Annotated in this window: 24 protein-coding genes; 12 read left to right on the top strand and 12 right to left on the bottom strand. The window is 73.8% G+C overall.

Going from position 1 to position 23,079, the window contains the following annotated elements; all coding sequences use genetic code 11:
• Nucleotides 1-33 precede the first annotated feature (33 nt).
• Both D7193_RS08370 and D7193_RS08365 read right to left on the bottom strand, forming a co-directional pair.
• On the bottom strand, nucleotides 34-825 hold the full coding sequence (locus D7193_RS08370) for an enoyl-CoA hydratase/isomerase family protein (protein ID WP_120778698.1): 792 nt from the start codon (nucleotides 823-825) through the stop codon (nucleotides 34-36).
• Between the two features lie 4 nt (nucleotides 826-829).
• The gene (locus D7193_RS08365) at nucleotides 830-1,648 is read right to left on the bottom strand and encodes a PaaX family transcriptional regulator (RefSeq protein ID WP_120778697.1); all 819 of its coding nucleotides are present in this window, start codon (nucleotides 1,646-1,648) and stop codon (nucleotides 830-832) included.
• Between the two features lie 190 nt (nucleotides 1,649-1,838).
• Between D7193_RS08365 and D7193_RS08360 the strand changes: the two genes are divergently transcribed.
• Together D7193_RS08360 and D7193_RS08355 are read left to right on the top strand one after the other, a co-directional pair.
• Nucleotides 1,839-2,006 (top strand): DUF3117 domain-containing protein, encoded by a 168-nt coding sequence (locus D7193_RS08360; protein ID WP_007455245.1) that lies wholly within the window; start codon nucleotides 1,839-1,841, stop codon nucleotides 2,004-2,006.
• 136 nt (nucleotides 2,007-2,142) lie between these two features.
• Complete coding sequence (locus D7193_RS08355; RefSeq protein WP_120779356.1) at nucleotides 2,143-3,618, top strand: leucyl aminopeptidase family protein; 1,476 nt, start codon at nucleotides 2,143-2,145, stop codon at nucleotides 3,616-3,618.
• A gap of 45 nt (nucleotides 3,619-3,663) precedes the next feature.
• On the opposite strand, the gene D7193_RS08350 is transcribed toward D7193_RS08355, so the two are convergent.
• Nucleotides 3,664-4,236 carry an O-methyltransferase gene (locus D7193_RS08350; protein ID WP_120778696.1) on the bottom strand — a complete coding sequence of 191 codons (573 nt, stop codon included), beginning with the start codon at nucleotides 4,234-4,236 and terminating at the stop codon, nucleotides 3,664-3,666.
• A gap of 303 nt (nucleotides 4,237-4,539) precedes the next feature.
• Here D7193_RS08350 and D7193_RS08345 point away from each other — a divergent pair, with 303 nt between their 5' ends.
• Nucleotides 4,540-5,856 (top strand): S1C family serine protease, encoded by a 1,317-nt coding sequence (locus D7193_RS08345; protein ID WP_120779355.1) that lies wholly within the window; start codon nucleotides 4,540-4,542, stop codon nucleotides 5,854-5,856.
• Nucleotides 5,857-5,931: 75 nt separating this feature from the next.
• Nucleotides 5,932-6,351: a twin-arginine translocase TatA/TatE family subunit gene (locus D7193_RS08340; RefSeq protein ID WP_120778695.1), complete on the top strand. Its 420-nt coding sequence runs from the start codon at nucleotides 5,932-5,934 to the stop codon at nucleotides 6,349-6,351.
• Nucleotides 6,352-6,474: 123 nt separating this feature from the next.
• Here the strand turns inward: D7193_RS08340 and D7193_RS08335 are convergent, their stop codons facing one another.
• From D7193_RS08335 to D7193_RS08325, 3 genes are all read right to left on the bottom strand, one after another.
• Complete coding sequence (locus tag D7193_RS08335; protein ID WP_120778694.1) at nucleotides 6,475-7,623, bottom strand: Mrp/NBP35 family ATP-binding protein; 1,149 nt, start codon at nucleotides 7,621-7,623, stop codon at nucleotides 6,475-6,477.
• A 164-nt stretch (nucleotides 7,624-7,787) separates the two neighbouring features.
• On the bottom strand, nucleotides 7,788-8,372 hold the full coding sequence (locus tag D7193_RS08330) for a DUF1003 domain-containing protein (RefSeq protein WP_120778693.1): 585 nt from the start codon (nucleotides 8,370-8,372) through the stop codon (nucleotides 7,788-7,790).
• Nucleotides 8,365-9,651 carry a magnesium transporter MgtE N-terminal domain-containing protein gene (locus D7193_RS08325; RefSeq protein WP_120779354.1) on the bottom strand — a complete coding sequence of 429 codons (1,287 nt, stop codon included), beginning with the start codon at nucleotides 9,649-9,651 and terminating at the stop codon, nucleotides 8,365-8,367. The genes D7193_RS08330 and D7193_RS08325 overlap by 8 nt, the downstream gene beginning before the upstream one ends.
• A 33-nt stretch (nucleotides 9,652-9,684) precedes the next feature.
• Here D7193_RS08325 and D7193_RS08320 point away from each other — a divergent pair, with 33 nt between their 5' ends.
• Together D7193_RS08320 and D7193_RS08315 are read left to right on the top strand one after the other, a co-directional pair.
• Nucleotides 9,685-10,554 carry a PhzF family phenazine biosynthesis protein gene (locus D7193_RS08320; protein WP_120778692.1) on the top strand — a complete coding sequence of 290 codons (870 nt, stop codon included), beginning with the start codon at nucleotides 9,685-9,687 and terminating at the stop codon, nucleotides 10,552-10,554.
• Nucleotides 10,555-10,608: 54 nt separating this feature from the next.
• A complete protein-coding gene (locus D7193_RS08315) occupies nucleotides 10,609-11,121 on the top strand; it encodes a hypothetical protein (RefSeq protein WP_120778691.1) in 513 nt (170 codons plus the stop codon).
• Between the two features lie 15 nt (nucleotides 11,122-11,136).
• Here D7193_RS08315 and D7193_RS08310 read toward each other — a convergent pair whose 3' ends face one another.
• Entirely contained in the window at nucleotides 11,137-11,850 is a 714-nt protein-coding gene (locus D7193_RS08310; protein WP_120778690.1) for an HAD family hydrolase, read from the bottom strand.
• Nucleotides 11,851-11,951: 101 nt separating this feature from the next.
• On the opposite strand from D7193_RS08310, the gene D7193_RS08305 reads away from it, so the two are divergent.
• Together D7193_RS08305 and D7193_RS08300 are read left to right on the top strand one after the other, a co-directional pair.
• Nucleotides 11,952-12,908 (top strand): DMT family transporter, encoded by a 957-nt coding sequence (locus D7193_RS08305; RefSeq protein ID WP_120778689.1) that lies wholly within the window; start codon nucleotides 11,952-11,954, stop codon nucleotides 12,906-12,908.
• 107 nt (nucleotides 12,909-13,015) lie between these two features.
• Nucleotides 13,016-15,232 carry an APC family permease gene (locus D7193_RS08300; RefSeq protein WP_120778688.1) on the top strand — a complete coding sequence of 739 codons (2,217 nt, stop codon included), beginning with the start codon at nucleotides 13,016-13,018 and terminating at the stop codon, nucleotides 15,230-15,232.
• 36 nt (nucleotides 15,233-15,268) lie between these two features.
• Here D7193_RS08300 and D7193_RS08295 read toward each other — a convergent pair whose 3' ends face one another.
• Nucleotides 15,269-16,093 carry an SDR family NAD(P)-dependent oxidoreductase gene (locus D7193_RS08295; protein ID WP_120778687.1) on the bottom strand — a complete coding sequence of 275 codons (825 nt, stop codon included), beginning with the start codon at nucleotides 16,091-16,093 and terminating at the stop codon, nucleotides 15,269-15,271.
• A 121-nt stretch (nucleotides 16,094-16,214) separates the two neighbouring features.
• Here D7193_RS08295 and D7193_RS08290 point away from each other — a divergent pair, with 121 nt between their 5' ends.
• Nucleotides 16,215-17,168: an HpcH/HpaI aldolase/citrate lyase family protein gene (locus tag D7193_RS08290; protein ID WP_120778686.1), complete on the top strand. Its 954-nt coding sequence runs from the start codon at nucleotides 16,215-16,217 to the stop codon at nucleotides 17,166-17,168.
• A 66-nt stretch (nucleotides 17,169-17,234) separates the two neighbouring features.
• On the opposite strand, the gene D7193_RS08285 is transcribed toward D7193_RS08290, so the two are convergent.
• The gene (locus tag D7193_RS08285) at nucleotides 17,235-17,795 is read right to left on the bottom strand and encodes a DUF4190 domain-containing protein (protein ID WP_120778685.1); all 561 of its coding nucleotides are present in this window, start codon (nucleotides 17,793-17,795) and stop codon (nucleotides 17,235-17,237) included.
• Between the two features lie 115 nt (nucleotides 17,796-17,910).
• On the opposite strand from D7193_RS08285, the gene D7193_RS08280 reads away from it, so the two are divergent.
• Nucleotides 17,911-18,816 (top strand): SDR family NAD(P)-dependent oxidoreductase, encoded by a 906-nt coding sequence (locus D7193_RS08280; protein ID WP_120778684.1) that lies wholly within the window; start codon nucleotides 17,911-17,913, stop codon nucleotides 18,814-18,816.
• Between the two features lie 10 nt (nucleotides 18,817-18,826).
• Here the strand turns inward: D7193_RS08280 and D7193_RS08275 are convergent, their stop codons facing one another.
• Complete coding sequence (locus D7193_RS08275) at nucleotides 18,827-19,408, bottom strand: DUF4190 domain-containing protein (protein WP_120778683.1); 582 nt, start codon at nucleotides 19,406-19,408, stop codon at nucleotides 18,827-18,829.
• 179 nt (nucleotides 19,409-19,587) lie between these two features.
• Between D7193_RS08275 and D7193_RS08270 the strand changes: the two genes are divergently transcribed.
• Entirely contained in the window at nucleotides 19,588-20,784 is a 1,197-nt protein-coding gene (locus D7193_RS08270) for an acyl-CoA dehydrogenase family protein (protein WP_120778682.1), read from the top strand.
• Nucleotides 20,785-20,935: 151 nt separating this feature from the next.
• Here D7193_RS08270 and D7193_RS08265 read toward each other — a convergent pair whose 3' ends face one another.
• Entirely contained in the window at nucleotides 20,936-21,343 is a 408-nt protein-coding gene (locus D7193_RS08265) for a CoA-binding protein (protein WP_120778681.1), read from the bottom strand.
• A 44-nt stretch (nucleotides 21,344-21,387) separates the two neighbouring features.
• Nucleotides 21,388-22,434 carry an Rv2578c family radical SAM protein gene (locus D7193_RS08260; RefSeq protein ID WP_120779353.1) on the bottom strand — a complete coding sequence of 349 codons (1,047 nt, stop codon included), beginning with the start codon at nucleotides 22,432-22,434 and terminating at the stop codon, nucleotides 21,388-21,390.
• Nucleotides 22,435-22,627: 193 nt separating this feature from the next.
• Between D7193_RS08260 and D7193_RS08255 the strand changes: the two genes are divergently transcribed.
• Nucleotides 22,628-23,008 (top strand): thiol-disulfide oxidoreductase DCC family protein, encoded by a 381-nt coding sequence (locus D7193_RS08255; RefSeq protein ID WP_120778680.1) that lies wholly within the window; start codon nucleotides 22,628-22,630, stop codon nucleotides 23,006-23,008.
• Nucleotides 23,009-23,079: the final 71 nt, after the last annotated feature.

Raw genomic sequence — 23,079 nt, 5'->3', positions numbered from 1 at the left:
GCCCGCGTCCGCGCGGGCGGTGCGGAGGGTGTCTCAATGGCCCTCGAAGGTGGGCCGCTCCTTGGCCACGAAGGCCATGGTGGCCGCCCGGTGGTCGGTGGTGGCGCCGCAGATCGCCTGCGCCTGGGCCTCGGCCGCGAGGGCGTCGGCGAGCGTGCCGGCGTCGGCGATGGAGAGCTGGCGCTTGATCGCGCCGTACGCGACGGTCGGCCCGGCGGCGAGGCGCGCGGCCAGCTCCTGCGCGGCCGGCAGCACCTGCTCGTCGTCGTCCACCAACCGGTTCAGCAGCCCCAGCCGGCACGCCTCCTCGGCCCGCACCGGCTCGGCGAGCATCAGCAGCTCGACCGCCTTGGCGTGGCCGACCAGCCGGGGCAGCGTCCACGAGGCGCCGGTGTCGGCGGCGAGGCCGACCTTCGCGAACGCCATGAGGAAGCTCGTGCCCGGGCCGCCGATCCGGATGTCGGCCAGGAACGCCAGCGACGCCCCCGCTCCGGCCGCCATCCCGCGCACCGCGGCCACCACCGGCTTCGGCAGGTTCGCCAGCCGGGCGGCGATCGGGTTGTAGTGGGCCCGGACGGTCGACAGCGGATCGCCGTCGCCGGACTCCAGGGTCGCCACGTGCTCGCGCAGGTCCTGCCCCGCGCTGAACGACCCGCCCGCGCCGGCGAGCACCACGGCCCGGCAGGTCCGGTCGGTCTCCAGCTCGGCCAGGACGTCCCGGAGCGCCTCCTTCAGCGCCACGTCGAGCGCGTTCATCGCCTTCGGGCGGTTCAGCGTGAGCGTGACGACGGCGTCGGTCCGGTCGACGAGCAGGGGCTCGATCACGTGTCTAACGACCCTTCTGTCTGGCGAGGCGGTTGCCGGCGTCGAGGCACTGCTCGACGTACCGGTCGGCGGCCGGCCGCAGCCGCGCCGCGTGCCGGTCGAAGAAGCTGGCCGCGGCGGTGCCGGGCCAGCGCTCGGGGAGCAGGGCGGGGGGCAGCTGCGGGTCCCGGAAGAGGAAGGTACGCCACGCGTGCACGAGCCGGAACCGGGCGGCGTACGCCTCCTCGTCCCCGCTGCGCACAGTCACCTTGCTCAGCAGCGGCCGCTGCTCCGCGACGAACCGCTCGTACGCCCGCCCGATCTCGCCCAGGTCCCAGGCACGGCGCACCACGCCCATCGCGCCGGGGGTCCCGGCCGCGTGCGCCGCGGTGAAGCGTTCGTAGCGCACCCCCGCCTCGCTGAGCAGGACGTCCACGTCCTCGCCGGGCCGGGTCGCCACCCAGGTGCACTCGTCCAGCGTGCCGTAGCCGAGGAACGTCAGATTGGCGGCCAGCCGCTGCCGTTCCCGGCGGGAGGCCGGCGCCTCCAGCACCAGCAGGTCGAACCGGCCGTCCCAGCTGACCCGGCCGGTCCGGTAGATCCGGGCGGCCGTGTCGTCCAGCCGCCGGGCGGCTTTCGGCGTGATCGAATATCCGGGGCCGGAGGCCAGTCTGAGGGGGTCCAGCCAGCCCTGGCGGACCATGCGGGAGACCGCCGTGCGCACGGCCGGTGGGGCGATGCCGAGCGGTGCCAGGAGCTTGACCAGGGCGGCCACCGGCGCTCGGCCACCCCTGGACCGGAGGTGGTCGCCGTACAGGTCGAAGAGTGCCGACCGTGCCTGCATGACCGCACATTGTGACAGGCCTTCTCAAGATAAGCTAGATGCTGTTACATCAATGCTGCTTCGGTTTGGGTCCGGCGGTGTTCATCAGGGAAAATCGTTGGTCGACGCCCCCGCGACGGTTGCGGGTGGTCGTGACGAAGTGGCTGTGGGGCAACCCACCGACCCTGGTGTAGGTCTGAGGGGAGACAACATGGCGGCGATGAAGCCGCGGACGGGCGACGGTCCGCTGGAAGTCACCAAGGAGGGCCGGGGCATCGTCATGCGGGTCCCGCTGGAGGGCGGTGGCCGGCTCGTCGTCGAGATGACTCCGGACGAGGCCAACGCGCTCGGTGACGCGCTGAAGGCGGCCGCCGGCTGATCGACAAGCGGTCCGGGCGGCGTGCCGCCGTCCGGACGGTTCGTCATACCCTGAGCCACCGGCCCGGCCGGTGGCTCAGGGCTTCACCGGTGCGGATCTCCCCGCGCCGCGATCTTCCTTGGAGGTACGGTCCCGCGTGCTCGCCATCCGTCTGCTCGCCGAGCCTGACCGGCTCGACACCCTCGTCCTGCCCGTCCGACCCGCCGACACGGGGGAGGGCGGCGACGCCCGGGCCGTGCCGGTCCCGCCCGCGGTGGCCCTGCCCGACGGAGTCGCCGACGAGGCCGCCGCGCTGACGCCGGCCGCCCGGCTCACCGGCCGTGCCGGCGAGACCCGGGTGCAGCTGCGACCCGGGCGCACCCCCGGCGTGCTGCTTCTGGTCGGGGTGGGCGACGGTGACGAGGCGGGCTGGCGGCGGGCGGGCGCCGCGGTCGCCCGGGCCGCCGCGGATGAGACGCACGCCACGATCGCGCTCCCGGCGGACGCGTCGCCGGCCGCCGTACGGGGGCTCTCCGAGGGGCTGCTGCTGGCCTCGTACCGTTTCCGCCTCACCGACGCCGGTGACCCGCCCGCCCTGGCCGCGGTCGACCTGGTGGTGGCCGATCCGGACGCGCACCTCGCGGTCGTCGAGGCGGCCCGCGCCACGGCCCGGATGACCCGGTTCGCGCGGGACCTGACCAACACCCCCTCCTCGGTGAAGAACCCGCAGTGGTTCGCCGACCAGGTCGCCGAGGCGAGCGCCGGGATCGCCGACCTGCACCTGCGGGTACGCGACCGCGCCCAGCTGGTGGCCGAGGGCTTCGGCGGCATCCTCGCGGTCGGTGGCGGCTCCGCGAGCGAACCGCGCCTGGTCGAGCTGGACTGGCACCCGGCCGGGGCGCGTACGCACGTGGTCCTGGTCGGCAAGGGCATCACCTTCGACACCGGCGGCATCTCGATCAAGCCGGTGCCGGCCATGAAGCTGATGCGCAAGGACATGGGCGGCGCCGCCTCGGTGATCGCGGCTACGGTGGGCGCCGCCGCGCTGCGGCTGCCCGTACGCGTCACCACGCTGGCGCCGCTCGCGGAGAACATGCCCAGCGGCTCGGCGTTCCGGCCCGGCGACGTCATCCGCCACTACGGCGGGGTGACCAGCGAGACCACCAACTCGGACGCCGAGGGGCGGCTGGTGCTCGCCGACGCCCTCGCGTACGCGGTCCAGGAACTCAAGCCGGACCTGCTGGTCGACCTCGCCACGCTGACCGGTGCCAACGCGGTCGCCCTGGGCAAGCGCACGGCGGCCCTCTACAGCGAGAGCGACGGGCTCGCCGCCGACCTGGTCGCCGCGGCCGGGGAGGCCGGCGAGTCGGCCTGGCGGATGCCGCTGCCCGCCGACTACGTCGAGTACCTGGGCAGCGAGATCGCCGACCTGTACAGCGCGCCGACGCAGGGGGCCGGCTCGGTGGTCGCCGCGCTCTACCTCCGCGAGTTCACGGGCGAGCTGCGCGACCGCTGGGCGCACCTGGACATGTCCGCGCCGTCGTGGGCCGACTCCGACGACGCCGAGCTGGTCAGGGGCGCGACCGGCTGGGGCGTACGCACCCTGCTGCGCTGGCTGGCGACGCTGGGCTGAGCGGGCGTCCCGGTGGACGGCCGTCCCGGCGGTCCACCGGGACGGTCAGCACTTGACGGCGGCGAGCAGCCCGTGCCCCACGGGCAGCAGCGCGGGCGTCCAGTGCTCCGACTCCCGGATCGCCTTGATCGTCTCCCGGACGGTCACCGTCTCCGCGTCCCGCGCGGCCGGGTCGCCGATCCGGCCCCCGGCCAGGGCGCCGTTGAGCGCGAGCACGCCCCCCGGGCGCAACAGCCGCAGCGCCGCGTCCACGCAGGCGTGGAAACCGGTCGCCTCGGCGTCGACGAAGATGAGGTCGTACGCCCCGTCCGCGAGCCGGGGCAGCACGTCGAGCGCCCGGCCGGTGATGATCCGGGTCCGTCCGGCGGCGAAGCCGGCCTCGGCGAAGATCCGGCGGGCGATCCGCTGGTGTTCGACCTCGACGTCGATGGTCGTGAGGACGCCGTCCGCCCGCATGCCGCGCAGCAGCCAGACGCCGCTGACACCGGTGCCGGTGCCGATCTCCACCACCGCTCGGGCGTTGCCGGCGGCGGCCAGCAGCCGCAACGCGGCGCCCGAGCCCGGGGTCACCGCGTCGAGGCCCACCTCGCGGGCGAGGCTGCGGGCGGTCCGCAGCACGAGGTCCTCGGCGACGTACGACTCGGCGAACTGCAGAGCGGGGCTGCCGGAACCGGCGACCGTGGCGATGGGGCACCTCCGGGCGGCGAAATGGTGCAGGGGGCGGGTTGGCGGCTATGAGCCTAAGGCGGGCCGTTCGCGGGCGCAGCCGCGCGTCCCGCGCTCACGATCGCGGGGGCAACCGCTGACCCCATCCCGGACATCCGTGCAATCCTGGAAGCGGTGTCCCGTCGATAGCGGCCTGGGCGGGCTTGTCTGGTCGCGCGGGTGCGGGGCCCGGGGGACGGACTGGGAGGCACCGACGTGACCGACGGCTGGGACTGGCGCCGGCCCGGTGATGCGCCGACTCCGGCGGCACCGCCGCGAGCCGCTGACCCGTCGGCCGCCGCGCCCGGCACCGCCGGGGGCCGCGCCGCATCGCCCTGGTGGTCCGACGCGCTGGCCGACCCGTGGCGCGACCCGGCCGCGCCGGCCGCGGTGGTCGTCCCGGCGCCCGCCAGCGGCGGTACGGCGCCGGAGCCGGTCAGCGACCCGGACGCGCCCGGCCGGCCGGGGCTGCGCCAGGTGCTGCTCATCTCGCTGGTCAGTGCGCTGCTCGCGGGGGCCCTCGGCGGCGCGCTCGGCTACGCGCTGGCGGTGCGCGGAGGCGTGGCGGCCGGCACCGTGCTCGGCGCGGACCCGGCCCAGGCGCCCGCGCTCGCCCAACGCAAGCCGGAGTCGCTGGCCGGGGTCGCCGAACGGGTGCTGCCCAGCGTCGTCACGGTCCGGGTCAGCAGCGTCGGCGGTACGAGTGAGGGCTCCGGCTTCGTCGTCAGCGCCGACGGGCACGTGATCACCAACGACCACGTGGTCGCCGGCGGCACCGGCAAGGCCTCGGTGGTCTTCAACGACGGCACCTCCGCACCGGCCAAGGTCGTGGGCCAGGACCCGGAGTCGGACATCGCGGTGATCAAGGTGGAGCGCACCGGCCTGCGCCCGGTCGAGTTCGGCGACTCCGACGCCCTCGCCGTCGGCGACCCGGTGCTGGCGATCGGCTCGCCGCTCTCGCTGGCCAACACGGTCACCGCGGGCATCGTGAGCGCGCTGGACCGGACGATGCAGGCCGGCGAGCCGGGCGGGCCGGTCCGCTACTACGCGGCCATCCAGACCGACGCCGCGGTCAACCACGGCAACTCGGGCGGCCCGCTCGTGGACGCGGCCGGTCGTGTGGTCGGGGTGAACTCGACCATCAAGTCGCTGGTCTCCGACGGGCAGGAGGCCGGCAACATCGGCCTCGCCTTCGCCATCCCGATCAACCAGGCCAAGCGGGTGACCCAGGACATCATCGGCACCGGCAAGGCCCGCCGTACGGTGATCGGCGCGCAGGTCGGGGGCCCCGGGGCGGCCGTCGCGGGTGGCGGCGTACGCCTCGCGTCGGTCGAGCCGTCCGGCCCGGCGGCCGGCGCCGGGCTGCAGGCGGGGGACGTCATCCTGCGGCTGAACGGGCGGCCGATGGCCGAGCCGAGCGACCTGATCGCCCTGGTCCGCAAATTCGCGCCCGGCTCGGTGGTCACCGTCGAGTACCGCCGGGGGTCCAGCAGGCAGAACGCGTCCGTGACGCTCGCCGCAGATGCCAAGTGACGAGGGGTCACCCCCTCCCCGGTGGCCCGCGTTCGTGCGTAGTCTGGCTCTGACGCCGAGAGGGGGCCTGCGGGGATGCTCGACAACCTGAACTGGTGGGAGATCGGTGGGCTGCTGCTCCTGGCGCTGCTGATCTTCGGCGACCGGCTGCCGACGGTCATCAGCGACGGGCTGCGGATGGTGCGCAACCTGCGCAAGATGGCCAGCAGCGCCACCAGCGACCTGAGCCGGGAGTTGGGCACCGACATCCAGCTGGAGGATCTGCACCCGAAGGCGTTCATCCGCAAGCACCTCCTCAGCGAGGAGGACGAGCAGGCGATCCGGAAGCCGTTGCAGGGTGTCTACGACAACCTGCGGGCGGACGTCACCGGGGTGCACGACGACCTGAAGGACGTCGCCAACGCGGCCGACCTGCGGTCGGGCAGCCGCCCGTCCACCGCCACCGGAAACGCCCCCGCCCCCGCACCCCGGGTCAGCTACGACGACGCCACCTGAACGCGCCGGCCCTCGGGCGTCCCGAGGGCCGGGCCAGTGATCAGTCGACTCGAGCCTGCCCCCGCCCACCCCGCGACGCGCGGGCGTCGGGCCGGCCCGCCGAGGACGCGGCGGGCGGCCCGCTCAGCGACCGGCGGGCTTCAGGCCGAGCGGCTTGCCGAGCAGCGACTCGCGCCGGACGGCGAGCCGGTCGGCCACCCCGCCCAGCGCCACGGCGGCCGGCGACTCCGGCTCGGCCAGCACGATCGGGTTGCCGGCGTCGCCGGCCTCGCGTACCCGGGTGTCGAGCGGGATCTGCCCGAGCAGCGGCACCTGGGCGCCGATGGTCCGGGTCAGCGACTCGGCCACGGCCTGACCGCCGCCGGCGCCGAAGACCTCCATCCGCGAGCCGTCGGGCAGCTCCAGCCACGACATGTTCTCGATCACACCGACGATCCGCTGGTGGGTCTGCAACGCGATCGCGCCGGCCCGCTCCGCCACCTCGGCGGCGGCGGCCTGCGGGGTGGTCACCACGAGGATCTCGGAGTTGGGCAGCAGCTGGGCCAGCGAGATGGCCACGTCGCCGGTGCCCGGGGGCAGGTCGAGCAGGAGGACGTCCAGGTCGCCCCAGTAGACGTCCGCGAGGAACTGCTGCAACGCTCGGTGCAGCATCGGGCCGCGCCACACGACGGCGGCGTTGCCGGCCGTGAACATGCCGATCGAGATGACCTTCACGCCGTGCGCCTGCGGCGGCATGATCATGTCTTCCACCCGGGTCGGGCGACCGTCCGCGCCGAGCATGCGGGGCACCGAGTGGCCGTAGATGTCCGCGTCGACCACGCCGACGGAGAGCCCGCGGGCGGCCAGCGCCGCGGCCAGGTTGACCGTCACGCTGGACTTGCCGACGCCACCCTTACCGCTGGCCACCGCGTACACCCGGGTGCGCGAGCCGGGCTGGGCGAACGGGATCACCGGCTCGGCGGCCGCGGTGCCGCCGCGCAGCTTCGCCTGCAGCGACTGGCGCTGCTCGGGGCTCATCACCCCGAACTCGATCTCCACGCCGGTCACGCCGGGCACGGCGGCGACCGCTGCGGTGATGTCCGCGCGCAGCTTGTCCTTCAGGGGGCAGCCGGCGACGGTGAGCAGCAGCTCGACCCGTACGACGCCGTCGGGGCCGACCGTGGCGGACCGCACCATGTCCAGCTCGGTGATGGGCCGGCGGATCTCCGGGTCGTTGACCGTGGCCAGGGCGGCCTGAATCGCGTCCTCGACGGTGCTGACGGGTGCTGACATGCCCGCAATGTTACGTCGGCGGTGATCCGTGGCCGCGCTCACCGGTGGCGGTGTGAGCGAATCGATGGACCCCACGGTGACCCGACGAGGGCTGGACGACCAACCGACGAAGTGGGACGATCGAGACGAACGCCGCTCGCCTGGCCCCTTGAGGCGCGCGGCGTTCAAACGTTCCGGAGGTCGCTGTCCACCTCGTCGCGGGGCTCGTCAAGCCCCTCGCCGCCGGCCGTCCGGGGCCGGCCCTTCTCCTGCTGCCGCCGCTGCCGGCGCTGACTCGCCTCGTCCAGTTCCTCGGCCAGTCGGGTCAGCTCGGTGCGGACGAAGTCCCGGGTGGCCACCTCACCCAGCGCGATCCGCAGCGCGGCGATCTCCCGGGCCAGGTACTCGGTGTCGGCCTTCTGCGCGGTGGCCCGCCGCCGGTCCTCCTCCAGCGCCACCCGGTCCCGGTCCGCCTGCCGGTTCTGCGCGAGCAGGATCAGCGGCGCCGCGTAGCTGGCCTGCAACGACAGCACCAGGGTGAGGAACGTGAAGGTGTACGGGTCGAACCGCAGGCTGGCCGGGGCGAGGGTGTTCCACCCGAACCAGACCCCGATCACCAACGTCATGTAGACGATGAAGTTCGCGGTGCCCATGCTCCGCGCGATCCCCTCCGACCAGCGGCCGAACGCCTCCGGGTCGAAGCGGGGCAGCTTGACGCCCCGAGGCTCGCGCGGCTGGTCCAGCCGCTCCGCCCTCCGCTGCTCAGCCATCCGCGCCGTCCACCGTCGCCTCGGCGGGGGTCGGGGCGGCGAGCGCGTCCCGGTCCCGCCAGTCGCGGGGGAGCGAATGGTCCAGGACGTCGTCCACGGTCACGGCGCCCACGAGCCGGTTGTTCCGGTCGATGACCGGCATCGCGACCAGGTCGTACGTGGCCATCCGACGGGTGATCTCCGGCAGCGGCGTGGTGGGCTGCAGCGGGTCGATGTCGTTGACCACCACCCCGCCGAGGAGGTCGGACGGCGCCTCCCGCAGGAGCCGCTGGAAGTGCACCATGCCCAGGTAGCGCCCGGTCGGGGTGGTCATCGGGGCGCGGGCCACGAACACCTGCGCCGCCACGGCGGGGCTGAGCTGCGGCTCCCGGATCCGGGCCAGGGCCTCGGCGACCGTGGCGTCCGGCGGGAGGATCACCGGCTCGGAGGTCATCACGCTGCCCGCCGTGCCCGGGCTGTACTTGAGCAGCTGGCGCACCGGGTCGGCCTCGTCGGGCTGCATCAGGTCCAGCAGCACGTCCTGCTCCGGCGGGGGAAGTTCGTTCAGGAGATCGGCCGCGTCGTCCGGGTCCATCTCCTCCAGCACGTCCGCGGCCCGCTCGCGGTCCAGCGCGGCGAGGATCTCCACCTGGTCGCGCTCGGGCAACTCGCTGAGCACGTCCGCGAGCCGCTCGTCGTCCAGGGCGGCCGCGACCTCGTTGCGCCGCGCGTCGGGCAGGTCCTGCAACGCGTTCGCCAGGTCGGCGGGGCGCATGTCCTCCAGCACGGCGAGCAGGTTGGCCGTGCCCCGGCTGTCGGCGATCCCACTCAGCCCGCGTACCCGTTCCCACTCGACCTGGTGCAGGTGGCCCCGGCGGGTGAGCCGGCCGGTGTGCTCCCGCACGGCGACCCGGGTGAGCGACCACTCGCCGCCCCGGCTGCACTCCATCGCCACGTCCACCACCGTGCCCGACTGCCCGCCCGGGTCGACCTGCACCCGCCGGTCCAGCAGCTCCTGGAGGACCAGCAGCTCGTTCGGCCGTTTCTCGAAGCGGCGCAGGTTGAGCGTGCCGCTGCCCAGCACGACCGCGTCGGCGTCGATCGAGGTGATCCGGTTGATGGACAGGAAGATCCGCCGGCGCATCGGCATCTCGGCGACGAGCCCCACCACCTCCGGTGGCCGTTGGGTGGGCCGGAGGCGGGCCACGGCGTCGCGGACACGGCCCACCTGGTCGCCGTTGGGATCGAAGACGGCGACTCCGGCGAGTCTCGCGATGTACACCCGGGTCGGGGTCGTCACGGCCACCAGCCTAAGCGCCTAGTGTTTATCAGCATGTCGACCTTGGCGTACGAGATCGTGGACGTCTTCACCGACCGCCCGTTCGCCGGCAACCCGCTGGCCGTCGTGTTCGGTGCCGAGGCTCTGGCCACCGAGCAGATGCAGGCGCTCGCGCTGGAGTTCAACCTTTCCGAGACGGTGTTCGTGCTGCCGCCCACACAGGTCGGTGCCACGTACCGGGCCCGCATCTTCACACCGGTGGAGGAGCTGCCGTTCGCCGGCCACCCGAGCGTGGGCGCGGCCGTCGTGGCGAGCCGGCGGGGCCTCTTCGGTGTGGGGCAGGTCACCCAGGAGTGCGGCGCCGGCGTCCTGCCCATCGAGGTGACCGCGACCGGGGCGACCCTCACCGGCGGCGGGCCGACCCTCGGCCCCGAACTGGACCCGGACTCGCTGCTGGAGATCGTCGGCCTCGCGGCGGACGACCACGCCGGCCCGGCGCCGCGCGTCGCCGGGTGCGGGCTGGAGTTCCCGTACCTCCCGGTCCGTCCGGAGGCCGTGGCCCGCGCGCGGATGGACCCGACGGCGGCGCAGCGGTACGGAGTGGATCACGTCTGCGTCTTCTCCTGGGACGCCGCCTCGCAAACCGCGCACAGCCGGGTCTTCGTGCCCGGCCTCGGCGTCCCGGAGGACCCGGCCACCGGTTCCGCCGCCCTGGGCCTCGGCGTGTGGCTGGTGGCCAGCGGGCTGCTGCCGGGCGACGGCACGGCCGGTTACACGGTCCGCCAGGGCATCGAGATCAACCGTCCCTCGTCGCTGGCCTGCACGGTCACCGCGGCGAACGGGGCGGCGGTGGGCGCCACGGTGGCCGGGCAGGTCGTCCCGGTGGCCCGTGGCGAGATCATGGTGCCGCCGTTCGTGGGCTGAGCGATCCGTACGCCGACGCTGACGCGACCACGCCCGGTGGGAGAGGATGCCTCTGTGACGGACGAGGACCGGCGGGGCAGCACGCCCCTGGTCGACGAGGTGATCAAGAAGGCGGCGGTGGCCTGGGTGAGCGTGGCCGGCGGTCCCGCCCGGGCGCTCTGGTGCGCCACGCTCGACGGCACGCTGCTCGTGGTCACCGGTCCCGGCGAGCAGGCCGCGCCGGGGCTGGCCGACGCCGCCGAGGCGCACGTGACGATGCGGGGCGACCACGGGGGACGGGTCGTGACGTGGCCGGCCGCGGTCAGCCGGGTGCGTCCCGGCAGCGAGGAGTGGGACACCGTCGCGCCGCTGCTGGCCGGGAAGCGGTTGAACGCGCACGGGCCGGCCGCGGACCTCATGCGGCGCTGGGCGGACGAGGGCTGCGCCGTCAACCGGCTGACCCCGGCCGGCGAGCCGGTCTCCGGTGACGCCCTGCCCAGCGGGTCTCTCGCCGAGCCGCCCCGGGACACCCCGGCGGCGCGGCCGACCCGCCGGCCGTTCCGGCTGCACCGGGTCCGCCGCCGCTGACGGCGCCCGGCCGCGTCAGCCGTGCCCGTGGGCGGTGGCCGCGACGCCGGCGTCGACCAGGTCGAGCACCTCGCGCAGCGAGCCGAGCACCGGGCCGCTCCAGCCGAGGTCGGCGTTGAACACCATGTGTTCGGCGAGATCCGGCGCGGCCAAGCGGGCCGCGGCCATCCCGGCCCGCTCCGCCCCGGTGAGTTCCTGGCTGCCGCCGTCGCCCACGAACAGGCACGCCTCGGGCGGCAGCTCCAGCCGCCGGCACGCCGCGAGGTAGACCTCCGGGTCCGGCTTGCACCGCCCGACCTGCACGGAGAAGACCCGCACGTCGAGCAGGGGCGCGATCGCCAGGTCCGGCAGGAAGGCGGGCAGCTCGTGGGTGCAGTCGCTGATCACGCCGGTGCGCAGGCCACGCTGGCGCAGCGCGGCCAGCGTGGGCACGGCGTCCGGCCGCAGCCGGGTGTCGGCGCGTACGGCCCGGTGCCGGGACGCCACGGCGGCCTGCACCGCCCCATCGGACGGGTGTACCCCGGCCTGCGCGCAGACCCAGCGCAGCGTCGCCTCCGCGTTGCCGAGCCGGCCGGTCGCCCGCTCGTAGAAGGTGCGGTCGAGCACCGCGGCGAGCGTCTCGTTGGTGCAGCCGAGCAGCCGGGCGGTGCCGTGGTGGGCCTCGCCACGCTGCACGGACCGGGTCAGCGTGCCGAAGAAGTCGAAGAGTACGGCCTGGAACCTGGGCATGGGGGAACGCCTCCGGACGGGGGGTCGCCGGCGCGGACCGCGTGATCGTAGCGGAGCGCGCACGGTCCGTGGTGACCCGGGCCGTGTGAGGATTGCTCCTCGTGTCCTCGCCTCCGCACCGCCCGCCGCTCGACCCGCTCACCACGGGCGCGGTCGCCCTCGCCGTCGTCGCCGTCTCGTCGTCGGCGCCGCTGATCGCCTTCGCGGCCGCTCCCGCCCTGGCCGTCGCGTTCTGGCGCAACCTGCTCGCCGTCGCCGTGGTCGGGCCGGTCTCGATGACCCGCCGGCGGGCCGAGTTCCGGAGACTGACGGTGGGCGCCGGGCGGCGCGAGGGCTGGTACTGCGTGCTCTCCGGTGTCGCGCTGGCCGCGCACTTCGCCACCTGGATGCCGAGCCCTCAGCTCACCTCGGTCGCCGCGGCGACCGCCCTGGGCGCGACCCAGCCGGTGTGGCAGGGGTTGATCGCGCGGGGGCAGGGCCGGCGGCTGCCGCTGGTGGTCTGGGCCGGGATCGGCGTGGCGGTGGTCGGTGCCGCGGTGGCCACCGGTGCCGACTTCGCCGTGTCCGGCCGGGCCGTCGCGGGCGACCTGCTCGCCGTGGCCGGCGGGATGTTCGCGGCGGTCTACACCGCCTTCGGGGAGCGCGCGCGGACCAGCATCAGCACCACGACGTACACCACGATCTGCTACGGGGTCTGTGCCGTGATCCTGCTGGTCGTCTGCCTGGTCGGCGGGGTGCGGTTGGTCGGCTTCGACAATCGCACCTGGCTGGCGATCCTCGCCCTGGTGGCCGGCGCCCAACTGCTCGGGCACTCGATGTTCAACTACGCGCTGCACCGGATCTCCGCCACGACGGTGAGCGTGCTGGTCCTGCTGGAGGCTCCGGGCGCCGCGCTCATCGGCTGGGTCTGGCTCGGTCAGCTGCCCCGCCCCCTCGCCCTGCCCGGGTTGGCGCTGCTGCTGGCCGGGGTGGCCGTGGTGGTGCTCGGCGGCGCGCGCGCCGGCCGCCGCGCCGAGCCGGCCCCCGTCCCCGCCGACGCCAGCCCGCTGCCCGACTGAGCCGCCACTCCGCCGCCCCCGCGCGGGCGCACTTTCTCGGAAAGAGTCGGCATTCCGCCGCCGGAAGGGCCGCTTTCCGTGAAAGTGCGGAGGGAGGGGAGCGTGGGATGACCGGGCGGCGCGGCGCGGAGGGCGAGGAGGACGAGGGTGCGCAGGGCACGGTCGTCACACCGTCGGCCGAGTTTCCGCCCCTTGGCCCGGAGGAACTGCCCTCGCTGCGCAGGATCGGCGAGCAGTGGCGTACGCCGCCCGCGGCCACGTCGTCCGCCGAGCTTCCGGTCGACCCGACCCTGCGCCGCCTGGACGGGCGGACGGCGCCGAGCCGGTTCGGGCGCCTCGCCCCGATCGAGATGTTCCGCACCGACGAGCCGGGCGAGCTCGTCGCTACGGAACACGCTTACGTCCCGGGGAGTCGGTTCGGCCGGGCCCTCAGCCGGCTCCGGCGCGTGCTGTTCGGGCCGCCGCTCCGCAGCACCGCCGTGCTGTACGAGCGCATGCGCAAGCTGGTCGCGCTTCCGGTGCTCTCCTCCGACCTGCTCAGCTCCATCGCGTACGGGCCGGAGGCCATGCTGGGGGTGCTGCTGCTCGCCGGCAGCGGTGCCCTGTCGCTGTCGCTGCCGCTCGCGGCGCTCCTCGTGACGCTCATGATCGCCGTGGGTACCTCGTACCGCCAGACGATCCGCGCGTACCCGCACGGCGCCGGCTCCTACATCGTCGCCAGCGACAACCTGGGCAGCGGCCCGGGCCTCGCCGCGGCTGCGGGCCTGATGATGGACTACGTGCTCACCGTGGCGGTCTCAGTGTCCGCCGGCATCGCGGCGATCACCTCGGCGATGCCCGCGCTCACCACATTCGCCGTGCCTCTCGGGCTCCTCGTGATCGGCGTGCTGCTCGCCGGCAACCTCCGCGGCGTGCGGGTCGCCGGGAACATCTTCGTGCTACCCACCTACGCCTTCCTGGTGGCGGTCATCGCGGTGCTCCTCGCGGGTTACGCCCACGCGGCCGGCCGGGGGTTCGCGCCGGTCCCACCGCCGCCGACGGCGGCGGCCGAAGCGCTCGGCCTGCTGCTGGTGCTGCGCGCGTTCTCCTCCGGCGCGGTGTCGATGACCGGTATCGAGGCGGTGTCGAACGCCGTACCAGCCTTCCGGCGCACCGAGTGGCGCAACGCCCGCACGACGCTGACCTGGATGGTCAGCATGCTCGTGGTGCTTTTCGTCGGGCTCATCGTGCTCATCCACCTGTCCGGGCTGGTACCGGTCCCGGAGCAGACGTTGCTCTCCCAGCTCGCCAGGCAGAGCTTCCCGAGCGGACCCTGGTACGGGCTGATCCAGGCCTCGACCGCGCTGATCCTGCTGCTGGCCGCGAACACCGCGTTCAACGACTTCCCCCGGCTGCTCTTCTTCATGGCCCGGGACGGCCACGCGCCGCGCCGGTTCCTGCACATGGGGGACCGATTGGCGTTCAACGACGGACTGGCCACGCTCGCCCTCGCCGCCGGTTTGATCTTCGTCGCGTTCCGGGGACACACCCAGTCGCTCATCCCGCTCTACGCGGTCGGCGTCTTCCTGGCGTTCACCCTCTCCCAGGGCGGGATGGTCGTGCACTGGCGGCGGCGGCGCGGACGCGGGTGGCGCCGGCGGGCGGTCCTCAACGGGGTCGGCGCCGTCCTCTCCGGACTGGTCCTGATCACCGCCGCGTTCGCCAAGTTCACTGAGGGCGCATGGGTCGTGGTGATCGCCGTACCGCTGCTGATCCTCCTGTTCCGCGCCATCCAACGGCACTACCGGACGCTGCACCGGTCGCTGGCGCTGCAGGCCTCGCCCGACGGCGCGGGTGCCGGGACGGCGGTCGCACCGGCGCCGTTGCCCGGCGCGACCGAACCGGGTGCGGCGGCCGAGGCCCAGGAACTTCCGCAGCAGGTCCGGCACCTGGTCGTGGTGCCGGTCGCCCGGCTGAACCGGGCGTCGCTGCGTGCCCTGGCGTACGCGGCGTCCCTCGGTCAGCCGACCCTCGCCGTGCACATCGCTCCCGAGGACGCCGAGTCGGACCGGTTCCGCGAGCAGTGGCAGGCCTGGGGCAACCACGTCCGGCTGGAGACGATCGTGTCGCCGTACCGAGCGGTGATCGGGCCGCTGGCGCACTACCTGGAGGCGCTGCACGCCTCCCGGCCCGACGTGCTGCTCACCGTCGTCGTGCCCGAGGTGGTCGTCCGCCGGCGGCGGCACCAGCTCCTGCACAGCCGGACCGGCCAGCGGCTGCGCCGCGCGCTGCGTGCGCTGCCCGGCGTCGTGGTGACCAACCTGCCCGTCCACCTCGGCGAGTAACCGCCAGGTACCTCGATGCCGCGGCAGCGGCCGGCCCTACTCGTCGATGCCCACGGCCTTTGCGCTGGCCGTCCAGAGGCGGGCGGCGAGCTGCGGATCGGCCGCCTTGCGCAGGGGCCGGCGCAGCCGCCGGTCGTAGTAGTAGCCGCCGTCGACGAGCCGGGCCGGGTCGGAGTTGACCAGCCAGACCAGCGTCTCGGCGCCCTTCTCCGGGCTGCGGAACGGCAGCAGCCGCATGCCGAGAGCCACCAGCCGGCTGTCGTTGGCGAAGCGGGTGCGCACCACGCCGGGGTGGAAGCTGTGCGCGCGTACCTCCGGCCACCGCCGCGCGGCCTCGGCGGCGAAGAGGATGTTCGCCTGCTTGCTGGTGCCGTACGCGGTCATCGGCCGGTACCGGCGCAGCGGCGCGTTCAGGTCGTCCGGGTCCAGCGCGCCGCTGCGGTGGGCGCCGGAGGCCGTCACCACCGTCCGCCCGATCCGGTCCCGCAACAGGTTGCTGAGCAGGAACGGCGCCAGGTGGTTGGCCTGGATGCTGAGTTCGAACCCGTCGACCGTGGTGATCGGCTGGAGCACGATCGCGCCGGCGTTGTTCACGAGCACATCGATCCGGTCGTACGCGGCGCGCAGCTTCTCGGCCAGCCGGCGGACGTCGTCGAGCACGGCGAAGTCGGCCCGGAACAGTTCCGGCCGCTCGCCGGCCGCCTCGCGCACCCGGTCACCGGCGGCCTGCAGGCGGGCCGGGTCCCGGCCGACCAGTACCACCTGGTCGCCGCGGCACGCCAGATCGACCGCGGCCGCCAACCCGATGCCCGAGCTGGCGCCCGTCACCACCACGAGGCGCCGCCCAGTGAGATCTTCCACAGCTCCATTCACCCCGGTCATGGCGCGAGGTTACCGTGGCGTAACCCCCTTTGGGATCGTTAAGTTCCGGTCTACGTCAGCTGGCGTCGGCGTGCCGTCGGCCGCTGGAAGGAGCGCACCCATGGCCGCTGTCGGTCGTCCCCGTCGGTCCTGCCTCGCCGTACCCGGCTCCAGCGTCAAGATGCTCGGCAAGGCCCAGGGCCTTCCGGCCGACCAGGTCTTCCTCGACCTGGAGGACGCGGTGGCCCCGCTGGCCAAACCGGACGCCCGCAAGAACATCGTGGCGGCGCTCAACGAGGGCGACTGGGCCGGCAAGACGCGTGTCGTGCGGGTCAACGACCTGACCACCCCGTGGACGTACCGGGACGTCATCGACGTGGTCGAGGGCGCCGGCGCCAACCTGGACTGCATCATGCTGCCCAAGGTGCAGACCGCCGCCCAGGTGCAGTGGCTGGACCTGACCCTCACCCAGCTGGAGAAGACGCTCGGCCTGGAGGTCGGCCGGATCGGCATCGAGGCGCAGATCGAGAACGCCGCCGGTCTGGTCAACGTGGACGAGATCGCCGCCGCCTCGCCGCGGGTCGAGACGATCATCTTCGGCCCCGCGGACTTCATGGCCTCGATCAACATGAAGTCCCTCGTGGTCGGGGCCCTCATCCCGGACTACCCGGGCGACCCGTACCACTACATCCTGATGCGCATCCTGATGGCCGCGCGGATGCACGACAAGCAGGCCATCGACGGCCCGTTCCTGCAGATCCGGGACGTGGACGGCTTCCGCGAGGTGGCTCGGCGCTCGGCCGCCCTCGGCTTCGACGGCAAGTGGGTGCTGCACCCCGGCCAGATCGAGGCGGCCAACGAGGTCTACTCGCCGGCGCAGGCCGACTACGACCACGCCGAGTTGATCCTCGACGCGTACGAGCACTACACCTCGGAGGCCGGCGGCAAGCTGGGCGCCGTGATGCTGGGCGACGAGATGATCGACGAGGCGTCGCGGAAGATGGCGCTGGTCGTGGCGGCCAAGGGGCGGGCCGCCGGGATGACCCGCACGTCCTCGTTCACCCCGCCCGCCTGAGCCACGCGGCGACCGTCGGCGACGCACCGGTCGTGCCGCCCGGGGCCGGGCGGCACGACACCGGCGTCAGTAGCCGCTGGAGCTGTCCTGGTTCGCGGCGTAGATGATCGCGATGGTGATGGCGACCGCCGCGAGCACCGCGATGGCCGTCGAGATCCAGCCCATGATGATCCCGGCGGTGGCCATGCCCCCGCCGGCCTCGCCGCGCTCGCGGATCTGCCGCTTCGCCACGTGGCCGAGGATCGCGCCCACGACGCCGATGATGCCGCCGATGCCGTAGCCGCAGATGCCCATGACGCCCGTGATGGAGACGACCATCGAGGCGACCGCCATCCCGTTGGTCGGCGGGGTGGGCGGGTAGCCGTAGCCCGGGTAACCCGGCGCCGGGTAGCCCGGAGCCGCGTAACCGGGCGCCGCGTAACCGGGCGGCGGGTACGCGGGAGAGGCCGGCGGCTGCGCCCCGGCCGCGTACGGGTCGACCGGCGCGTACGGGTCCACCGGACCGGGTTGGGCCGGCACCGGCTGACCGGGCATGGGCAGCGTCGGGTCGGCGGGCGGCGGGCTCGCCTGCTGGGCACCCGACCACGTGGGATCGTTGGGGCCGCCGGACGGTGGGGGATAGGTCATGCGCTCTCTCCAGTACGTGCGGGTGCCGTCAGGGTAGCCAGCGGCCGGCAAACCCGATGTCCCCGCGTCCGGGTGCCGCGTTGCTCCGACCGGCCGGAACCGGCAGGATCCAGGCATGGCCACAGACGCGCGCGCCGCGGACCGTTCCGGCAGCCGACCGAGACGCGACGCCAGCCGTCCGGGCCTCGCCCGGCGCAGCCGCACGAACGCCCCCACCAGCCCGGCCGGTCAGGACGCGCCGGCACCGCTGCCCGAACCGGTGACGATGCGGCTCGACGGCCGCGTCGCGCTGGTCACCGGAGCGGGCAGTCCCGACGGCATCGGCTACGCGACGGCCCGCCGGCTCGCCGACCTGGGCGCCCGGGTGGCGATCGTCTCCACCACCCGGCGGATCCACGAACGGGCGAGTGAACTGGGCGTCACCGGGTTCGTCGCCGATCTCACCGACGAGTCCGAGGTGGGTGCGCTGGCCGACGCGGTCGCCGAGCAACTCGGCGACGTCGAGGTGCTGGTCAACAACGCGGGCCTCGCGAGCCGGGCCAGCCCGGAGGTGCTCCGCCCGGTCGCCCAGCTCAGCTTCGAGGAGTGGCGCGGCGAGATCGACCGCAACCTGACCACCGCGTTCCTGTGCAGCCGGGCGTTCATCGGCGGGATGGCCGAGCGCGGCTGGGGGCGGATCGTCAACCTGGCGGCCACCGCCGGCCCGGTCAACGCGCTGCCCACCGAGGCCGCGTACGCGGCGGCCAAGGCCGGCGTGGTGGGGCTGACGCGGGCGCTCGCCATGGAGATGATCGCCGACGGGGTGACGGTGAACGCGGTCGCGCCCGGCACGATCTACACGGCGGCGTCCACGATGGCGGAGATCAAGCAGGGCCTCGGCACGCCGGTCGGTCGGCCCGGCACACCGGACGAGGTGGCGGCGGCCATCGCATTCCTCTGCTCGCCGGCCGCGTCCTACATCACCGGCCAGATGCTGGTGGTCGACGGCGGCAACAGCGTCCGCGAGTCCCAGTTCCGCTGACCCGCCCCGGTCAGTAGTTGGTGCCGTCGCCGCCCGCGAAGACCACCAGCGCGATCCAGCCGCAGCACACCAGAAGCCCCAGGGCGGTGAAGACGTACCCGAGGATCAGCCCCCAGGTGGCGAGCTGGTCGCCCTCCTCGCCGCTCGTGCGTAGCTGCCGCTTGGCCAGGTGACCGAGCACGATGCCGGCCGGCGAGAAGACGAACGCGAAGATCAGCGACAGGATGGCCAGCACGTTCGTGCCGCGGCTCGGCCCGCCCGGCGCCGGGCCGTACTGCCCGTAGGGCGTCTGCGGGGCGTACGACGGTTGCTGCCCCCACTGTGGTCCCGGGTGGTAGCCGCCCGTCTGGCCGAACGGCGGCTGGTCCGGCGGGGTGGCGCCCGGCGGCTGGTCGCCCTGCCCGGCGTACGGCGACGGCTCCGGCGGCGGAGGGCCGTACGGTGACCGTTCCGGCGGCGGCGCGTACGGCGAGCGTTCCGGGGGTGGCGCGTAGGGCGACTGGCCCGGCGGCGGTTCGTAGGGCGACGGCGGCTGCTCCCCACCGGGCGGTTCGGGCGGCCCGGACGGGTCGGACGGCGGCGGGTTGGTCACGGTCTCTCCTCCTCCTGCCGGCGCCGGTCGTGGGCCCTCTTGCCGGACGCTACCCGCAGCGGTGAACCTTTTCACAGCGGTTGTGTGGACTGGTCACCTTGGCCTCGCCGCCCCGGCGACCGATACTGACCGAGCGTTCAGTTACCCATGAGTAATGCGCCGATCCCCCGGAGGCTGAGATGGCTCGACTCGCCCAGACGCCCGGCCTGACCGATGTGCAGCGATCGATCCTGGAGACTGTCCGGGAGTTCGCCGACAAGGAGATCATCCCGCACGCGCAGCGGCTGGAGCACGCCGACGAGTACCCCGCCGACATCATCGAGGGCATGCGCGAGATGGGGCTGTTCGGCCTCACCATCGCCGAGGAGTACGGCGGGCTCGGCGAGTCCCTGCTGACGTACGCCCTCGCGGTCGAGGAGCTGTCCCGGGGCTGGATGTCGATCTCCGGGATCGTCAACACCCACTTCATCGTCGCGTACCTGATCTCGCAGCACGGCTCGGCCGAGCAGAAGAGCCGGCTGCTGCCGAAGATGGCCACCGGCGAGGTGCGCGGCGCCTTCTCGATGTCCGAACCGGAGTGCGGCTCCGACGTCGCGGCCATCAAGTCCCGGGCCGTCCGCGACGGCGACCGGTTCGTCATCAACGGCCAGAAGATGTGGCTGACCAACGGCGCGTACTCGTCCGTCGTGGCCACCCTGGTCAAGACCGACACCGGCGCCGACTCGGTCTACGGCAACATGAGCACCTTCCTGCTGGAGAAGGAGCCCGGCTTCGGGGAGACCGCACCCGGCCTCACCATCCCCGGCAAGATCGACAAGATGGGCTACAAGGGCGTCGAGACCACCGAGATGGTGCTCGACGGTGTGACCGTGCCCGCGTCGGCCGTGCTCGGCGGCGAGGAGCGGGTCGGCCGCGGCTTCTACCAGATGATGGACGGCATCGAGGTGGGGCGGGTCAACGTGGCCGCCCGCGCCTGCGGCATCTCCATCCGGGCCTTCGAACTCGCCGTCGCGTACGCCCAGCAGCGCCGCACCTTCGGCCAGCCCCTCGCGAGGCACCAGGCCGTCGCGTTCAAGCTCGCCGAGATGGGTACGAAGATCGAGGCCGCGCACGCCCTCATGGTCAACGCGGCGCGGCTCAAGGACGCCGGGCAGCGCAACGACGTCGAGGCGGGCATGGCCAAGCTGCTCGCCTCCGAGTACTGCGCCGAGGTCGTGCAGGAGGCGTTCCGCATCCACGGCGGCTACGGCTACTCGAAGGAGTACGAGATCGAGCGCCTCATGCGCGAGGCGCCGTTCCTGCTGATCGGCGAGGGCACCTCGGAGATCCAGAAGACCATCATCTCCCGGGGCCTGCTCAAGGAGTACAAGCTCTGAGGTCTGCCGGGCCGGCCGCCGGCTGGTGGCCGCCGCTCCCGGCTGGTGGCCGGCAGACCCGGCCGGCGGGTGCCCGTCGGGTCCGGGGTGGCCGGCGGGTTCGGGGTGGCCTGCGGGTTCGGGGTGGCCTGCGGGTTCGGGTGGCCTGCGGTCAGCCGAGCCGGCTGAGGGCCCCGACGGCGCGCTCCACGGCCAGGCAACGGTCCTCGACGTAGTCGATGCCCGCCTCCTCGGCGATCTGCCGCGCCTCGGCGGAGACGATGCCGAGCTGCAACCACACGGCCGGCGCGCCGATCGCCACGGCCTGCCGGACCACCTCGACCGCGTCCCGTGCCGGCCGGAACACGTTCACCAGGTCGACCGGGTGCGGGATGTCGGCCAGCGACCGGTAGACGCGTTCCCCGAACAGCTCGTCGGCCGTCGGGTTGACCGGGATGATCCGCCAGCCGTACCGCTTTATCTGCAACGGGACGCTGTGCGCGGCCTTGAGCGGGTCGCGGGACGCGCCCACCACGGCGATCACGGCGGAGTCGGCGAGGATCTGCTGAGCGGTACGCACCCGGCGACTGTATCTCCGGCCGCCGCGTGCCGCCCCGCCGCGGGTCAGAGCAGCGTCAGTTGCTCGGCAGCCGGAGGCACCGGCGGCTCGGGCAGATTCCGGTTGTCGCCGCGCTCTCCCCGGTGCAGGCCGTGCCGGCGGGCCGCGATCCGTACCCGTGCCGTCAGCTCCCGCTGGTACGCCTGCGGCGCGTACGAGCCGGACCCGTACAGGTCGCGGTAGCGGGGCACCAGGTGCGGGAACTCCCGGGCCAGCCAGCGTGCGTACCACTCGCGGGCACCCGGACGCAGGTGCAGGGCCAGGGGCGTCACGCTGGCCGCCCCGGCGGCCGCGATGGCCGCCACGGTGGCGTCGATCGACGCGTCGTCGTCGCTCAGCCCCGGCAGGATCGGCGCCATCAGCACGCCGACCGAGAAGCCGGCGTCGGTGAGCGCCCGTACGGCGTCCAACCGGCGGCGCGGGCTCGGCGTGCCCGGCTCGACGGTGCGCCAGAGGCGCTCGTCGACGAAGCCCACCGAGTAGGAGACACCGACCCGGGTGACCTCGGCGGCCTGGCGCAGCAGTGGCAGGTCCCGCAGGAGCAGCGTGCCCTTGGTGAGGATCGAGAACGGGTTGGCGAAGTCACGCAGCGCCGCGATGATCTGCGGCATGAGCGCGTAACGCCCCTCGGCCCGCTGGTAGCAGTCGACGTTCGTGCCCATGGCGATGTGCGCGCCCCGCCACTTCGGCGCGGCCAACTCCCGGCGGACCAGGTCGCCCGCGTTGACCTTGACGATCACCTTGCGGTCGAAGTCCGCCCCGGCATCGAGGTCGAGGTAGGTGTGAGTATTTCTCGCGTAGCAGTAGACGCATCCATGGCTGCATCCCCGGTACGGGTTGATCGTCCACTCGAACGGGACGCGGGAGGCGCCCGCCACCCGATTGATGATCGACTTGGCGCGCACCTCGTAGAACGTCATGCCGGCGAAGCCGGGGGTGTCGAAGGTGCGGACGGTCGCGCCGGGCAGCGCCAGCGGCAGGGGTGGCGTCGCTGGCGCTGCCCGCTCGGGAGCCCCCTCTACCGGGGGAGCGGCGAGGTTGTCCCAGCGCATGGCCATTATTCGAACACACGTACGACGACGATGCAAGCCGGCTCGCGTGGTGCGCCCTGATCGACTCGGGTTCCTGGAAGTCGCGGTGTCCAGCCGGTCCGGATGCCGCGACTTCTCAGAAGACGGGAGCGGCGGGGCGTGGCGCCGGCCACCTCGCGGCGCCGCCCGGGTCCGGTGGGTGGAGGATGGAGGCATGGAGAGGTCGACGTTCGTCTACGACGGGGACTGCGCCTTCTGCACCCGCTGCGCCGAGTTCATCGAGCGCCACATCCCCACCGGGGCCCGGGTGCTGCCGTGGCAGTTCGCCGACCTGGCCGCGCTGGGCCTGACCGAGGCCGAGTGCGAGGAGGCCGTGCAGTGGGTCGGCGTCGACGGCGTACGCGCCGCCGGACCCGACGCCATCGCCCGCCTGCTGGGCGACAGTGGGCCGCTCTGGCGGGTGGCCGGCGCGGGACTGCGGTTCCCGCTCGTGCGCGCCGCGGCCTGGCCGGCGTACCGCTGGGTGGCCCGCAACCGGCACCGCATGCCCGGCGGCACGGCGGCGTGCGCGGTGCCGGCCGCCCGCCGGAACTGACGCCCCACCGAACCCGAACCCGACCCTGACCGCGAGCGCGGACCCGGCCCAGAGCGCCGACCCGGCCCCGA

This window comes from Micromonospora costi (assembly GCF_003626655.1).
Classification (GTDB): Bacteria; Actinomycetota; Actinomycetes; order Mycobacteriales; family Micromonosporaceae; genus Micromonospora; species Micromonospora costi.
Note: the sequence above shows the minus strand (reverse complement) of the source record. Positions and strands in the feature narration are given on the sequence as shown.